General features: G+C 53.0%; 17 protein-coding genes. 7 read left to right on the top strand and 10 right to left on the bottom strand.

What is annotated here, in order from left to right:
- Window positions 1-6 precede the first annotated feature (6 nt).
- A complete protein-coding gene (locus tag AURMO_RS08855) occupies window positions 7-147 on the bottom strand; it encodes a hypothetical protein (protein ID WP_162532616.1) in 141 nt (46 codons plus the stop codon).
- 37 nt (window positions 148-184) lie between these two features.
- Here AURMO_RS08855 and AURMO_RS00380 point away from each other — a divergent pair, with 37 nt between their 5' ends.
- Genes AURMO_RS00380 through AURMO_RS00365 form a run of 4 tightly spaced genes read left to right on the top strand, consistent with a single transcriptional unit; the run spans window position 185 to window position 3,835 of the window.
- Window positions 185-946 (top strand): glycosyltransferase family protein, encoded by a 762-nt coding sequence (locus AURMO_RS00380; RefSeq protein ID WP_110232634.1) that lies wholly within the window; start codon window positions 185-187, stop codon window positions 944-946.
- Entirely contained in the window at window positions 943-2,043 is a 1,101-nt protein-coding gene (locus AURMO_RS00375) for a glycosyltransferase (RefSeq protein ID WP_110232633.1), read from the top strand. The genes AURMO_RS00380 and AURMO_RS00375 overlap by 4 nt, the downstream gene beginning before the upstream one ends.
- Window positions 2,040-3,062 carry a hypothetical protein gene (locus AURMO_RS00370; protein ID WP_110232632.1) on the top strand — a complete coding sequence of 341 codons (1,023 nt, stop codon included), beginning with the start codon at window positions 2,040-2,042 and terminating at the stop codon, window positions 3,060-3,062. Before AURMO_RS00375 ends, AURMO_RS00370 begins: the two co-directional genes overlap by 4 nt.
- Complete coding sequence (locus AURMO_RS00365) at window positions 3,059-3,835, top strand: galactosyltransferase-related protein (RefSeq protein WP_110232631.1); 777 nt, start codon at window positions 3,059-3,061, stop codon at window positions 3,833-3,835. Before AURMO_RS00370 ends, AURMO_RS00365 begins: the two co-directional genes overlap by 4 nt.
- Here the strand turns inward: AURMO_RS00365 and AURMO_RS00360 are convergent.
- Window positions 3,832-4,614: an HlyD family efflux transporter periplasmic adaptor subunit gene (locus AURMO_RS00360; RefSeq protein WP_110232630.1), complete on the bottom strand. Its 783-nt coding sequence runs from the start codon at window positions 4,612-4,614 to the stop codon at window positions 3,832-3,834. The genes AURMO_RS00365 and AURMO_RS00360 overlap by 4 nt on opposite strands.
- Window positions 4,615-4,697: 83 nt before the next feature.
- On the opposite strand from AURMO_RS00360, the gene AURMO_RS00355 reads away from it, so the two are divergent.
- Both AURMO_RS00355 and AURMO_RS00350 read left to right on the top strand, forming a co-directional pair.
- On the top strand, window positions 4,698-6,899 hold the full coding sequence (locus AURMO_RS00355) for a cysteine peptidase family C39 domain-containing protein (protein WP_110232629.1): 2,202 nt from the start codon (window positions 4,698-4,700) through the stop codon (window positions 6,897-6,899).
- The gene (locus tag AURMO_RS00350) at window positions 6,896-9,031 is read left to right on the top strand and encodes an ATP-binding cassette domain-containing protein (RefSeq protein WP_110232628.1); all 2,136 of its coding nucleotides are present in this window, start codon (window positions 6,896-6,898) and stop codon (window positions 9,029-9,031) included. The genes AURMO_RS00355 and AURMO_RS00350 overlap by 4 nt, the downstream gene beginning before the upstream one ends.
- Here the strand turns inward: AURMO_RS00350 and AURMO_RS00345 are convergent.
- From AURMO_RS00345 to AURMO_RS00335, 6 genes are all read right to left on the bottom strand, one after another.
- On the bottom strand, window positions 9,028-9,816 hold the full coding sequence (locus AURMO_RS00345) for a glycosyltransferase family protein (RefSeq protein WP_162532615.1): 789 nt from the start codon (window positions 9,814-9,816) through the stop codon (window positions 9,028-9,030). The genes AURMO_RS00350 and AURMO_RS00345 overlap by 4 nt on opposite strands.
- Window positions 9,817-9,981 carry a hypothetical protein gene (locus tag AURMO_RS08850; RefSeq protein WP_162532614.1) on the bottom strand — a complete coding sequence of 55 codons (165 nt, stop codon included), beginning with the start codon at window positions 9,979-9,981 and terminating at the stop codon, window positions 9,817-9,819.
- A gap of 416 nt (window positions 9,982-10,397) precedes the next feature.
- Window positions 10,398-10,538, bottom strand: a complete 141-nt coding sequence (locus AURMO_RS08845; protein WP_162532613.1) for a hypothetical protein — start codon at window positions 10,536-10,538, stop codon at window positions 10,398-10,400.
- Between the two features lie 9 nt (window positions 10,539-10,547).
- Window positions 10,548-10,709, bottom strand: a complete 162-nt coding sequence (locus tag AURMO_RS08840) for a hypothetical protein (protein ID WP_162532612.1) — start codon at window positions 10,707-10,709, stop codon at window positions 10,548-10,550.
- A 49-nt stretch (window positions 10,710-10,758) separates the two neighbouring features.
- Window positions 10,759-11,424 carry a pyridoxamine 5'-phosphate oxidase family protein gene (locus AURMO_RS00340; RefSeq protein WP_204163623.1) on the bottom strand — a complete coding sequence of 222 codons (666 nt, stop codon included), beginning with the start codon at window positions 11,422-11,424 and terminating at the stop codon, window positions 10,759-10,761.
- Window positions 11,417-12,268, bottom strand: a complete 852-nt coding sequence (locus AURMO_RS00335) for a DNA-methyltransferase (protein WP_110232626.1) — start codon at window positions 12,266-12,268, stop codon at window positions 11,417-11,419. The genes AURMO_RS00340 and AURMO_RS00335 overlap by 8 nt, the downstream gene beginning before the upstream one ends.
- A 37-nt stretch (window positions 12,269-12,305) precedes the next feature.
- On the opposite strand from AURMO_RS00335, the gene AURMO_RS00330 reads away from it, so the two are divergent.
- Entirely contained in the window at window positions 12,306-12,632 is a 327-nt protein-coding gene (locus AURMO_RS00330; protein WP_110232625.1) for a GNAT family N-acetyltransferase, read from the top strand.
- Here AURMO_RS00330 and AURMO_RS00325 read toward each other — a convergent pair whose 3' ends face one another.
- Both AURMO_RS00325 and AURMO_RS00320 read right to left on the bottom strand, forming a co-directional pair.
- Window positions 12,633-13,478 carry an alpha/beta fold hydrolase gene (locus tag AURMO_RS00325; RefSeq protein ID WP_110232624.1) on the bottom strand — a complete coding sequence of 282 codons (846 nt, stop codon included), beginning with the start codon at window positions 13,476-13,478 and terminating at the stop codon, window positions 12,633-12,635. It lies immediately after the preceding gene.
- Window positions 13,478-14,947 carry a peptide MFS transporter gene (locus AURMO_RS00320; protein WP_110232623.1) on the bottom strand — a complete coding sequence of 490 codons (1,470 nt, stop codon included), beginning with the start codon at window positions 14,945-14,947 and terminating at the stop codon, window positions 13,478-13,480. Before AURMO_RS00320 ends, AURMO_RS00325 begins: the two co-directional genes overlap by 1 nt.
- Window positions 14,948-14,951: the final 4 nt, after the last annotated feature.

Raw genomic sequence — 14,951 nt, 5'->3', positions numbered from 1 at the left:
GGCTAGCTACTCCTTGAGATGGCTCATTACTCTCGGAGTCACATAGGAAGAATCTTCTGCCAAAGCAACCAGCTCGGCTCTCTCTTCTTCAGAGAGTGACTCTAATGCGTCAGAAACTTGTGATGCCTCAGAGTTCGTCGCGACCATGAATCCAGACTAGAACCCGAACACTTATATTTGAGTAATGTCGCAGTCGTTTGTCATCCTGACGCCCCTGAAAAATGCTGCGCGCCATCTCGATCGCTACTTCGAAAATATCGCTTCCTTAGAACAAGACCCCCGCACGCTCAGTCTGGGATTCCTTGTGAGCGACAGCGACGATGGGACTCTCGAGGCTTTACGGGAAAAAGAAGAAGAACTCAAGAAGAGGTATCGGAACATCACGATTGTTGAGAAGAACTTCGACTTCTCGATTCCCAACGGTTTTCACAGGTGGGCTAATGCGATTCAAGCTCCCCGACGAATTGTGTTGGCCAAAAGTAGAAACCACTTGTTGTTCGCCGCACTCAGAGATGAGGACTGGGCCGTCTGGCTTGATGTCGATGTGTCGTGGTTCCCACCGGACGTATTAACACGCATGGTCGCAACGGGGAAATCTATCGTCCACCCCAACTGCGTTATCGAATTAGGCGGCAAGGCCTATGACGGAAATGCGTGGAGACAGGATGGCACCTTATTTATGCATGGCATGAGGTCTCACGACCTCGTTCGCCTCGAGGGCATCGGTGGCACCATGATTTTGATCAAGGCAGACATTCACAGAGACGGCCTGGTCTTTCCTGCATTCCCTTACGGTGTTCGTTCTCCCTATTCTCGAAGCCGCAACGAAGTTGTCGGAGTCGGTGGAGGAGAATCTGAAACGGAGGGACTTGCCATCATGGCTAAAGATATGGGTCATGAAACCTGGGGAATGCCCAACCTCGAAATATTGCATCTTCCTGAATGAAAAAGCGAGCGATACTCATCACCCCGCTTGTTCCAGGCAAAACAGGCAATGGGTTGTCCATGCGAGCTGGAATATGGCTGGAATGTTTGTCTCAAGATTTTGATGTGGATCTCGTGGTGGTTCCGATATATCCCGCCCATCCCAGCGCACCAGATTTTGCTCGCCACTCCGCTTCGACAATCAATATCCTGACCCCGTTAGCTAGTGAGACAGGACTTTACAACATTAGGATCGGAGAGAGCGATATAGACAAGTTGCATAACCTCGCGCGCGCTGCAGCGCTCGTGGTGGTATTCAGGCTAGTCACGGCCGAGCTCACTGCAGCAACCTCACTTCACAGGCTGCCATCCATTCTTGATCTTGATGATGTCGACTGGGTCCGTGAAGAGCGCCTGGGTAATCAACACCTCACAGAGGACATCATCAGGAAAACTTCAGAGTTGAGTAGGAGGTTTGACCTGGTTACTTTTGCTCAGCCACACAGTTCTATTCCGCATCTCAGCGATGTTGTTTCTGCGAATGTGATGACCATTCCCAACGCCAGCCGAGCCCCTGAATCACCCTCCCAAGAGTCAACCGCCAAGACGACAGACCTCCTTTTTGTGGGAACCTTGGGATATGCCCCAAACGAGGAAGGCCTGCTCTGGTTCATCACAGAGGTGGTGCCGTTACTTCCGGGGGTGCGTGTGACACTAGTTGGAGCAAACCCCACCCCAGAACTCTTGAGTTACCAGAGTTCACTCGTTCGCATTCATGCAAATGTTCCAGAAGTTTCGTCGTGGTACCGCACAGCACACGTAGCGATAGTTCCCCTCTTCGCTGGATCTGGAACACGGATCAAAATCCTTGAGGCGTGGGCTCACCACACTCCCGTCGTCACTACAAGCATGGGTATAGAGGGAATCCTCAACACCCAAGGTGCGCTGATTGCTGATTCAGCATCCGCATTCGCCGCTGCCTGCGCATCTCTTCTTCACAGCCCAGATCTCGCAAGGTCTCTGGCACAAGATGGCCATCAGCTGTGGCAAGACCATTACTCATTGAGCAGTTCTCGGCATCACATATCCTTGGCAGTAGAAAAGGTGCTCCCCACATGACTTCTCACGCACACCCCACAAAGCGAGACAACCTCACGATTGTTCCCACGCACGAGGGCTATCTCGTCACGCTTCCTGGCTCCGAACTTGTCACCTGGATTAATCGAACCGCATATATGGTTCTTGTGCTTTCTAACGGCCACAATTCTCCTCGTGGTATTTCGCAAACGGTACAAGCCCTCTTTGATCTGCATCACGACCCCTTTCCTGAAATCCAGAAAGCCCTGCAAGAACTTCACAAATCGGGGCTTCTGGTCGAGTTTCAGGCCATACCTGTTTCACAAAAATCCTTGTTAATTTCAGTGAGGGCGCCCGGGGAGTCGGTGTCGGTCGAAACGTTAAAAAATATCACCACCATGACGAAAGTCTTAGAGCTGGCAGAGGTGAAACATCGCCTCGTCATTGATCCACAGCCTGACTTTGCCCTCTCTCGTAATCGAGCGCTCAGTGCCATGCTCTTGCGAGATGAGTTCTCACATCTCCTATTGCTCGACGGAAACACTTATTCCACCCGTGCGGTAACGGAAGTGTCGTTAGACCACATCATGAGCAGTCAACATGACTTCGTCACCATTCCTGTGAAGCAAGAGGAGCCCAACTGGAATAAAGCCTCAGCCTCTTCAGGGTTAAGCCCAGAGCAACTATCCGGTTTTGCCTATACCTACAACGTCATATTTGAGGGTGTAGAACGCCCTCGCATTCAAAGTAACGGCTACTTTGAGGCCCTCCACACCAGTATGTCTGCTGTAGTGCTTTCGCGGGGAGGAATAGAGAAGCTTTCCGCCAGCAATCACGTGACCAGATACCGCGGACTTGTGGGCGACCAAAGAATCGAATACTTGGAGCATTACTGGGGTTTCTTTGACTCTGTGATTACTTCACACCGCGTTGCCTCAGGAGATGTTGCATTCTGCGAGCGCTGGCGCGCTGCGGGAGGGCACATCATGGCCACCACTGCTGGTTCCTTTGGTCACTCGTTGAGTGGTGCACGGGCACTGCTTGCTCAAGGTTCGAAATGACCGCTGTTGCGATTGTTCCCTACCGGGTTGACCTTTCAGGTAATCGGCGCATCAACGCCGAGGCTGTGTTGAGGTGGCTGAGTGAGCTGAACATCACGGTGCTGTTGTCGGAACATGCTGAGCAACCTGATAGAGAATTGAGCGTACCTGCTGGTGTCATCCGTGTTTTCACAGAAAGTACAGGTTCTTTCAATAAGGCATGCGCCATCAATCGTGGGTTCTCGGCATCAACCGATGACGTCATCGCGATTGTTGACGCCGACACACTGATGGATTCACGGACCTTCATGGCTACCCTGAACCGGGTCGCAAGCCATGACGACGTCATTCGCCCCTTCAGCAGATTAATAGAGCTTGCGGAAGACCAGCGAGACACTTATCTTCAGAGCGCAGTCCTTCCTCAGCCCGCTCAGACAGATCGAGATGATTCCCGAAATGGGGATGTGATTCCCTTGTGTGGTGGAATCGTGATCATGCAACGAGCCCGCTACTTTTCCGTTGGCGGTATGGATGAAAGATTTCAAGGCTGGGGTGGCGAAGATGACGCGCTCAGTGCCGCGTTTGTGCGTACTGGTGCGACCGTGAAAGTACTGAAGAACGAGCCCGCGTTTCACTTGTGGCACGATCGAGACATTCGTTCACGAAGCGGACATGCCCATTATCAAAGAAATCTACAGCTGTTGAACTGGTGGCAAAACTGCTCAGAAGAGGACATGAAGAGTCACGTTACACGAGCTCAGTCGGTCCTTAGAGGCAAGATTCATCTGGATTAATTTCCTGTGAAAGCTTCCCAGGGAGTCTGATTTCTGAGGATGATTTTGGCTTCGACAATCGTGCCGCTAGAGATATCTTCTGCGGCAGCAGGGCCTTCACCAGACCAGTAGAGGCCCAGTGCACCCTGAGGATCTTGTTCAAGTTCAACGAAAACTTCTTGGACGGGACCTGCCGCAAGAAGCTGCTGGGCCTGGCCTGTGTCACCCAAGATGAGCTGCAAGCGTTCGACGGTGACAGGAAGTGGGTCAACTTTTGTTACTTTTCCAACGATGTATCCTGCTTGAGTCAGATCAGTGGTGTCAGGGCTGACTTCCACCTTGAGTCCTGGAACAACATCATCCATGGCGGTGGACGGAACAAAGATCAACCCAATCATGGGCTCCGTGTTGTGGGCCAATGTCACAACAGGGCTGCCAGCAGATATCAAGGCAAATTCAGTTGTGGAAAGGGAGACCACTTTTCCATCAATAGGTGAAGAAATGTCAACAAAATCACCTTCAGGTGTTTTGACGGTGGCGAGGACATCTCCTTTAAGAACCGGGGTTCCACTTGGGATCAGGTTGTTTTCGATTGTTCCACTGACCGTGGAGAAAACTTCAACATTTCCCGGGGGGTTGACCATCACGCCCATAGCCGGTGCCTTGACGGCAAGCTGACCACCGAAGAGCCAGAGCAGACCGCAAACTGCCGCGACGAGAGCAATAAGCAGACCAAATCGTGCTGGTGTGGTGACGAGCTTGAATGGACGATCAACGTCACCCGTTGGCTCTTTACTCATTGCACGATTCCTGAACACATTTAGATTGTAGCCTTGAGGCAAGTACAACACTGATTGTCAGCGGAGCAGGAAGGAAAGGGCACGTGCCTACTGAAGCGCATACTGCACCAAAACCAACTCCCCAACAATTAGAAGAAGAATTAGCGTTTACCCACTCGCTTCGTAAAAACCGAGTTGCTGTTCCCACTGTCCTTCAGATGGAGGTCACCGAGTGCGGTGCAGCCTCTCTGGCCATGATTCTCGCCCACTACGGTAAGTGGGAAACTCTAGAGAACTTGCGCGTCGCATGTGGTGTCTCGAGAGACGGCGCCAGCGCTAAAAGTGTTGTCCAGGCGGCACGACAGTACGGCCTGGAGGCAAAAGGCGTCAGCATCTCCCTTGAATCGCTGGCCAATCAAACTTCTCCGGTCATCGCCTATTGGGATTTTGCCCACTTCGTCGTTGTCGAAGGAACCTCAAGTAAGGGTGTTTTTCTCAACGATCCCGCGCGCGGTCGGGTTCTGATTAGTTGGGAAGAGGCAGACAAATCATTTACCGGCCTTATCTTGCGAATGAAGCCCACTGCAGAATTTACACAGGGTGGCTCTGCTCCCAGTACGTTGGCCTCCATGAAGTGGCGCATACAAAGTATGGGCAGCGGCATCGCTTTCCTGCTTGTTGGTGGCCTCATTTCAGCAGTTCCTGCCTTGCTTGGCCCGCTGGCATTGCAAGCGTTCGTTCAGCAATACCTCATCGCGGGCCTGACCGAATGGGCGGGCATTGCCCTCATGATCATGAGCGCCAGTTTGGGCTTGGGAATGCTGTTGGGCGTCTGGCAAAGCGTCGTTTCCAGAAAACTCACTCAAGCAATGACGGTACGAGAAGCTCAGATTCTTGTCAGGAGAGCCCTGCGGTTACCCACGTCCTTTTATGCCCAGCGCTATCCCGGAGAAATTGCGGCACGTCTGCAGCTCATTGATTCTGTTTCTCTCATTGTTGCCGGAACGATTGTTCCTGCAGCGGTGGGATTCATTACTTCCATTGCCGTAGGTTTTGCGCTCTTTGCCTTCTCTTGGCAACTTGCCGTCATCGCTTTGCTCGCGGCGGGAACTGTTCTACTCACCGTGAGAGCTGTGCAGTCCAAGCGCATCACGCTCTCCGGTCGGCTCGGGCAAGAAAACGCGGCTTATGCCGGTGCCACGAGTTATTCGCTTCGTTCCATCGAAACCATCAAAGCAACCGGCGGTGAAGAACATGCAATGCGCACAGTGCTTGGACACTACGCCAAAGTCAACAGTGTCAACAACGACCTGATGATGTCTTCTTCCGTGTTGGGCATGCTTCCCGGACTGGTCAGTACGATTGCTGGAGCGCTCGTCATAGGCGTGGGCGGACTTCTTGTTGAAAGTGGCTCGCTCTCTGTCGGTGCCTACATAGCAGTGATGGCATTAATTCCGATATTTATGCGCCCCATCGGGCTGTGGTCGTCAGCTATCGACACACTTCAGCAGGCTCGCACCTGGATTACTCGGCTGGATGACCTCCTGCAGCAGCGTGAGGAAATTGTCGGCACTGAACAGCCTGAAGGTAACGGAGTTCTTGAGGTCAAGAACGTCACGTTCCGATACTCACCCTTGGCTGAACCCAGCGTTGATTCTCTCTCATTTCGGTTAGAGCCAGGTAAACGTGTCGCGCTTGTCGGAGCTTCTGGAAGTGGCAAGTCCACCGCAGCACGATTAGTCGTCGGATTATTACACCCCACCAGCGGTGAGGTGTTGCTAGATGGTGTCCCCGTTGGAGAAACGGCCCCTGCCATTCGCGCACAGTCTGTCGGATACGTCGAACAAGACGTTGTTCTGTTTGCCGGCAGCATCCGAGACAACATCACGATGTTTGATGACTTGATTGATACGGCAGACGTCAAGGCTGCTGCCCAAGCTGCTTCCATCGCCGACGAAATAGAGTCGCGCCCAGGCGGGTATGAATCTACTCTCGCCGATGGTGGTCGCAACATGTCAGGCGGCCAACGTCAACGCCTAGAGATTGCGCGCGTCATGCTGCGCAAACCCGGCATCGTTGTCTTAGATGAAGCAACCAGTGCCCTTGATCCCATTGTTGAAGAACAAGTGATGAACTCCTTGTTAGCTTCAGGCTCAGGTCTGCTCATCATTGCTCACCGCTTATCTACTGTGCGCGACTGCGATGAAATCATTGTGATGAACAAGGGTGTTGTTGTTGAGCGTGGAACACACGAGGAACTGCTCTCCACAGGCGGGCACTACGCAGAATTAGTGGGTTCCGAATGAGCCAAGCAGATTCAGCTCAACACGCGGTGAGAAGTGTTGTTGAAGGCGGTCGCGTTGGAGCACACGAATCCACGGAAAATGACCTCATCAATGCGGTTCTGCGGTGCGCAGAATTCGAAGGAAACATTGTTCCCAAGTCTCGAATCTCCCCTGCTTTAAGAACACACCCGCGGACTCCCGATCACGCGGCCAGAGCTCTGGGAATTGCCGTCCGGAAGATTGACCTCACATCAGAAAAGAACTGGTGGATTGCACAATCTGAAGCACTGTTGGTCAACTTCCGCGGCGAATGGGTAGCGATTATTCCACGGGGAGTTCGATCGACGCTGCATCTGTCGAACGGTGGAACAGTGACAGTCACTGCTGAGGTTGCGCGGGATATTGATACCCACGCCTGGGCATTGGTTCCTTCCCTGCAAGATGGTCCCTCTGGGGTGAAACAACTCATTCGTCTGGGTTGGAGCCATGGATCCTTGCGCGATGTGATGTTCCTGGTTGCAACGGCGGTCATTTCTATCGTGATTGGAATGATTGTTCCCGTCACCAGCGGTCTGATCATCGGTGAGTTGGTGCCGGCGGGTGAGGCACAGAGCATTGTTGTGTTGATGGTGATTTTGATCCTGATTGCGGTCATGACCACCTTGATTGCAGCAAGCCAGGGCCTCATCGTGCAACGTCTGTCTGCGCGGTTTGGTATCCGCATCACAGAAGCCATCTATGAACGCGTCTTCCGCCTACCTGCTTCCTTCCACCGCGAGAACGTTCCTGGTGAACTTGGTGAACGTATTGCCGGTGCCGGGATATTCCGAAGCTCCATGGCTTCAATCGTGCCTTCCATTATTTCTGCAGTGGGCGCACTGATCGGCAGCGTTATAGTTCTCGGCTATTTGAGTCCTGGTCTTGCATCTGGAGTAGTCGGGCTTGCAGTACTCGCACTCGTGATCGGCTTAGCCATGCTTCCCAAACTGGGAAAGAATGCTCGTCGTCAAACTGAATCAAACATTGAGCTCACCGGGTTGACTTTCTCGATGCTTGTTGGGATTTCTAAAATCCGAACCGCAGGAGCGGAAGAACGAATGTTCTCTCGCTGGACCTACCGTTTTGCCAAGATGCACATCGCACTTCGTGACGTGAGCCAGACAAACCTCATCATGGGCCTCATCTCGGGTCTCCCCACAGCGTTGGTTCCCATCATTCTTGTGGTTTCAGAAGCAACCGGTGCCAGCAATCTCACTATTGGTGAATTCACCACAGCCACATCAGCCTCGGCATCAGCCGCCGCCGCCATAGTAGGCCTGTTGCCTTTGGCTATTGGCCTTGTTTCTGCATGGCCCAGCATCGTCTCCCTCAAACCCCTTCTGGACGCTGAACCTGAACCATTAGGTAATGCAGGTGGTGACCCTGGCGTTCTCGCAGGACGAGTCAGTTTCGACAGCGTCAACTTTGGTTACATCCCCGAGATGAACATCCTTAACGATGTGTCATTTAATGTTCCTGCCGGAACGATGACAGCCATCGTGGGAGCAAGTGGTTCCGGTAAGTCCACAATCATTAGGCTGCTTTTGGGCTTGGAAACACCGGATTCTGGAACAGTGCTCTATGACGGTCAAGCGCTCAGCTCGCTGGATCGATCTGCTGTCCTTGCCCAGATGGGTATCGTTCCTCAGGAATCTGCACTGATTCCCGGAACAATCCTGGAAAATATTCTGGCTAGCGCTCCTGGCAGTAATGAGACAGACGCCTGGCGTGCAGCAGAACGTGCGGGTATTGCTCAAGACATCCGCGAAATGCCCATGGGCATGCAAACCGTCATCAGCGACGGTGCCAGCACTTTCTCAGGTGGACAGAAGCAACGCCTGATGATTGCTCGAGCTTTGGTCAGAGAGCCTCGAATTCTCATCTTGGACGAGGCAACAAGCGCACTGGATAATCACACCCAGAACATTGTTTCTGAATCGATTGAGAAACTCGGCTCCACCCGAATTGTGGTGGCACACCGCCTCAGCACCATTCGCAAGGCAGATCAGATTATCGTTCTCGATAAAGGAAATGTTATCGAGATGGGCAGCTACGAAGAATTGATGGCACTGGGTGGAGCGTTTACTCAACTCGCTTCACGCCAGCTGGTTTAATCAGAGCTCTTCTTGCTTCGGGCTGCACGAGTGTATTCAGAAGCCGCGTTCAAACTTGCTTCGATGTTGCCTTCAATGTGGACGGGGCCAATGTGATGAGTGGGAGTGCGCAAGTCTGCCCACACCGTTCCTCCCAAAGATCGCCATCGCTGACAGAGGGCATAGTCCTCAGATAAATACACACCCTGTGCATCAACAAACGGATCAAAGAATGTCCAGCCTTCTTTGTGGCCGTCAGATGCATACAGACCTTCGGTTGCATAACTGACAAGTTCACTTTCAGAAATCTTCATCAGAGCCGAACGCGACAGAAGCATGATGGCCGATCCAATGGCATGAACTGGAATAAAACCATTCACTGACTTCTGTTTGCTCTCTGGCCATAGAGCATATTTTGTGGACATCGTCTTCAATTGTTGAGCGCTGGCATCAGGAATCATGTCCAGATGAGAACGTACCTTGTCCCAATCAACTTCTCGGAACGGAACGACACAGCCTACGAAATCATGGCCTGAACGAATAATGCGTTCAATTCCCTCCGGTTCCACGGTGACATCCGCATCAAGCATGAGTAGGTGCGTGAATTTCTCATTGCGCACCACAACGCTGGCAAAGCTATTTCTACTTCGGGTAACAAGCCCATCGGGTTGAGTAACGACCTCAAGGGTCCACCCCAAAGCATCAAAGTGTCGTTGAAGCTTCAGCACAGAGTGCAGGTATTGATGCGCAATAACTCCACCTGCAACGGGTGTTGCGAGGAGTACGTGGGGCGTGGAAGAGCTCACTTAAAACGAGGAGTCAAATGGGATGAAAGTTGAGGCGTAGACGATTTCTGTTGAGTTCATCATCCCGCTACCCGAAGAGCCCCCTGCAGCCAGCTCCAAAGCATCATCGTCAAGTTCAATTTCTGAAGTAGTTGGTTCCTGAGGTTCTGGCGATACAGATTCCATGAATGGTCTCCTTCGTAGGGCGGCTGCGTGATTATTTGCTGTACGGTGTGGGGCAGTTCACAAAATTATGACTAATGCGGTTCTTTATACGTAGTTGGGATGGTCGTGTTAACTGGCTTGATTACCCCGCCTGCGGCAATTTCTAGAGCATCGTCGCCAATTTCAACTTCAGCTGAATTCTCCTGCATGTTCAATCCTCTTATTTTTAGCGCTTCACGGTCTGCAAAATGGGCTAAACCGCAGTTGTGTTCACAGGTTTTGTGAAGGCAAACCCACCTGCAGCGAGCTCGAGAGTTTCATCATCAATTTCTACTTCTTCAGGTTTCTCTGGCATATAACTTTCATTTCTCTAGAAAGATTCTCGAGCTTGTGATGTGAGACTACGTGTTAAGCCCCTATCAATAAAAGGGCAGGGATTACTTATTGTCGTTATTTGATTGAAAATAGATTGTCGAGTTGAAGTAATACGTCGAGTTTGACGTGATGTTTTTCAATCCTCCGGCAGCCAACTCAAGATCGTCATCGTCGATTTCAACCTCATCAGGCTTTTCTGACATGGCGCTCTCCTATGTAATGGTGTCGGTGGTGCTTGCTTGGAAATAGATAGTCGAGTTGTAGCTATAGGAGCTATTTCCTGTTTGAGACGGGTTTTTCGAAAGAATGATTCCGCCAGCAGCCAGCTCAAGCTCGTCGTCGTCAATCTCTATTTCATCTGGTGTGCCTGACATGTGTTTCTCTTTCCACATCTGCCGAGAATATGAACGGTTATTTAAGTCTTTAGCTTAGGCGCTGCGTCTGAGCAATAACCGAAGGAGAAACTGGAGTTCCCTCCGGGGTCATTTCTGAGGCATAAGGCTCCCCCGCAACGATGCGAAGTGGGAGCACTCCTGCCCAGATGGAGCGGTCATCACCATCATCTTCGAATTCATCTGGTCCTGCGTCGCTAACCTTAACGCTGACTCGCTCGAGTGGAACACGAAGCACCATGGTTGCTGCCAATTCTTTCTTGGTGGTCTCGCGAACTTCTTCCCAGCGTCCAGGCATCATGTGGTTGGTGAGAATGGCGAGAGCTTCGAGCTTCTCGTCACCTTCAACGACAGCTGCGCTGCCCATAATCACAGCTGAGCGGTAGTGAATAGAGCTTTCAAAAGCCGAGCGAGCATAGACAAGTCCGTCAAGCAACGTCACGGCGACAGACAGCGGACGTCCGTCCGCCATCTCGCGGAAGATACCTGAGCCGGTAGAACCATGAATCAGCAAAGTGTCGCCATCGCGGCCGATACCCACAGGAAGAACCACGGGCTGATCCCCGCGCAGGACTGCAACGTGGCCCACGATGGCTTCATCGAGAAGGGCATTGAGCGCATCGCGGTCAAAGACCTGCTTCTCAGGAATGCGCTTGACGCGCAGCTCGTCTGTGCGGGGAAGTTCAGCATTACTCAAAGCGAACAGCTCCTTCGAGAGGGGCGAAGCGCGACCGCATCACGGCGAGCGCTTCGGGGTTTTGATCAATCAAGATGAAGTTGCGGCCGAGGGCCGCTGCCACCGCTCCCGTGGTTCCGCTGCCGGCGAAGAAGTCGAGCACGGTGTCACCCTCACGGCTGGATGCCTGAACGATGCGGCGCAAAATGCCTTCGGGCTTTTGCGTGGGATAACCGGTCTTCTCTTTGCCCGTGGGAGAGACGATGGTGTGCCACCAGACATCGGTAGGAAGTTTGCCTTTGGCTGCCTTCTCCGCGGTGACGAGACCGGGAGCCATATAGGGCTCGCGGTCGACTTCTTCCGAGTTGAAGTAGTAGTTCTTGGGGTTCTTCACATAAACCAAGATGGTGTCGTGTTTGGCTGGCCAGCGACCCTTCGCCTTCGCGCCGTAGTCATAAGCCCAGATCAGCTCGTTGATAAAAGAATCACGGCCAAAGAGCGCATCCAGCATCACCTTGGCATAGTGAGCCTCGCGGTAGTCGAGGTGCAAATACAACGTGCCATCATCTGCGAGCAGACGCCAAGCCTCGCGCAGGCGAGGCTCTAAGAAAGCCCAGTAGTCATCAAAGCGATCGTCATACTTCATCAAATCACTGCGGGTGCGCTCATAGCTCTTGCCCTTGAAACCCACCAAGCCTTTGGTGGAATCATCCGCAGCAAGGACCGAAGTCACCTTGCTGCGACTCTGCTCACGCCCCGTGTTGAAGGGAGGGTCGATATAAATCAGTGTGACAGATTCATCCGGCAGTGTCGCCAAAACTTCGAGGTTGTTTCCCTCGATGATGCGACCGTTTGCTGAACTCACTCGCCTATTCTCGCAGTTATCGTCCTAGGCTCGTTCTATGAGCACTGAAGTAGTTCACCAGCCAGGACAAAGTCGCTACGTCATCTTGAGCGATGAGAAGGAAGTGGGCGTCGCCCACTATGTTTCTCGCGAAGGTGACATCATGATTACCGGCACCTTCATTGACCCTGCTCACCGTAATGAGGGGCTCGGTGCGGTGCTGGTTCGAAACACCATCGACGACATCATTGCCACTACCGACAAGAAGGTGACCTCGGGTTGCTGGTTTGTCACGCAATGGCTGGATCTTCACCCCAACTATGTGGAGAAGGCGCGTTCAGGCGGTGTGGATGCTGAACTCGGCAACACGTGCCGCATTGTCTAGCTAGGACGCTACTCGCTCAGAGATCCACGAGATCATGTCATCGATGACCTGTTCTTTATTGGTCTCGTTGAAGATTTCGTGACGAGCCTCGGGATAGATTCCCACGGTCACATCCATCTGGCCAGCGCGCTCGATATAGCTTTCTGCCAGCTTGATGTTGCTGGGCTTGCCGCCGAGCGGGTCTTCTTCGCCCACAATCAACAGCAGGGGAACTTGAGCCATGTCTTTGGCAGGCTTGCCGAACAGGCGTAAGCCATCGGCAAGACCATAAAGCTTGAGAGTGTCTGCTTCGAAAGTCCAGGGGTCTTCCTGGAACGACTTCCAGACGGCAGGGTCACGGCTGAGCCACTCGTGTCCAGTGCAACCGGGAGCATCAAAACGCTTATTCAGCTTGCCTGCATTCATCGAACCAGGCTGGCGGTAGGCACTGCCGGAAAACACCACAGCGGCATAGTCCGCGGCGTGGTCGTTGATGAGCACTTGCCCCATCAACGAGCCCATGCTGTGACCGAGGAGCACGATGGGAACACCAGGGTTTTCGGCGCGAATGATGTTGGTCATCTCGGTGAAGTCAGCAACAGCGGCGCGGAAACCACCGGGGCCCAGCTTGCCGAGCCTGGAGAGATCCCCGCCAAACTGCTTGACGCCCGTGCGGCCGTGGCCGCGCTGGTCAGGAACATAAGCAGAGTAGCCAGCTGAATTCAGAGCGGCAGCAACGTGGGCATAGCGACCCGCGTGATCACCGAGTCCGTGCATGATCTGAACCACGGCGCGAGGGTTCGAAACCGAGTACACGTCATAGGTGATGACGACGCCCTGAGCATCCGTGAACTCTGTCGTGATCATTAGCGAACGCCTTCCATCAGCTTGAGTACCCATTTACGAATGAGTAAGAGCACAATACCGAGTCCGATAGCTGCCAGACCAGAGTAGGCGAAGTAATCGAAGTTCATCTCGGGGTGCTTTTCGTCATAGAGGCCTGCAAGCTGCCCCGACATTGCGGTACCTAACGCTTTGGAAAGAAACAACAGCGCCACCATCTGGGTGCGGAAAACGGTGGGTGCGAGCTTGGTGCTCACAGAGAGGCTGACCGGTGAGATCAGCAGCTCAGCAATAGTGAACACAAACAAGATAGCGACCAGTGCCAGCAGTGGTGCGGTGTGAGGGGCTGCGTTGTAGACCGTGATGAAGAGCAGAAAGGCAATACCCATCACGATTGTTCCCAGGCCCATCTTCACGGGAGTACTGGGCTGCTTGGTTCCCCACTTGGTCCACAGCGCAGCAAATGCGCCAGAGAGCGCCAAGATGAAGACCGGGTTGATGGACTGAACCCAGGAGACGGGCATGTCCCAGCCAAAGATGTTGAGATTCAACTGGTCATTCGCAAAGACCGTCACAACAGTGAACTGCTGCTGATACAACGACCAGAAGGCAGCACAGGCAATGAATAGCGGAATAAAGGCCAGCACGCGATTGCGTTCAATGGGCGTGATGAGTTTGCTACCCAAGATCACAACGAAGTACGCAATGGCTGCTGCCGCGGTCACGATGATGATCACGGTTGCCAAGTTTCCGCTGGTGATGACACCAGAAAGAACAAGCAGAACAACGAGTGCTAACCCTGCTGCGCCAAGTGCCCAGACCAGCCACTTCTTGTTGGAGGGAAGAGGGTTAGGAACAACACGGGTCTGCGGGGGAAGCTTGCGACGACCAATCGAGTACTGGATCAACCCAGCAGCCATTCCTACCGCGGCCAAGCCGAAGCCCCAGTGGAATCCATAGGTGGTCTGCAAGAAACCTGTAGCAAGAGGGCCAATAAAGGCACCCAGGTTGATACCTAAGTAGTACAGCGAGAATCCGGCATCGCGGCGCACATCACCCGGGGCATAGAGCTGTCCCACGATGCTGGTTGCATTCGCTTTCACGCCACCGGCGCCGATAGCAATCAAGATCAGACCAACGGTCAGACCCACATAAGCAGGCAGAACAGCTAAGGCAACGTGGCCAAACATGACCATGACGGCGGCATAGAACAGCACCCGTTCACTGCCGAAGAGGCGGTCAGCAAGCCAGGCACCCAGGATGGTTGCGAGATAAACGCCACCACCATACGCACCCACAATGCCGGTAGCGACCTTGACGTCGATCCCGAGGCCACCCTTGGCGATGGGATAGAACATGTAGAGCAGCAGGATGCCTTGCATTCCATAGAAGGAGAACCGCTCCCACATCTCCACACCGAAGATGGTGGTGAGCTGACGGGGCTGACCAAAGAAGGTCTTTTCAGGTTTGACAGCGTTGGCCGTTGTGCTCATGGGA

The organism is Aurantimicrobium photophilum (genome assembly GCF_003194085.1).
Classification (GTDB): Bacteria; Actinomycetota; Actinomycetes; order Actinomycetales; family Microbacteriaceae; genus Aurantimicrobium; species Aurantimicrobium photophilum.
Note: the sequence above shows the minus strand (reverse complement) of the source record. Positions and strands in the feature narration are given on the sequence as shown.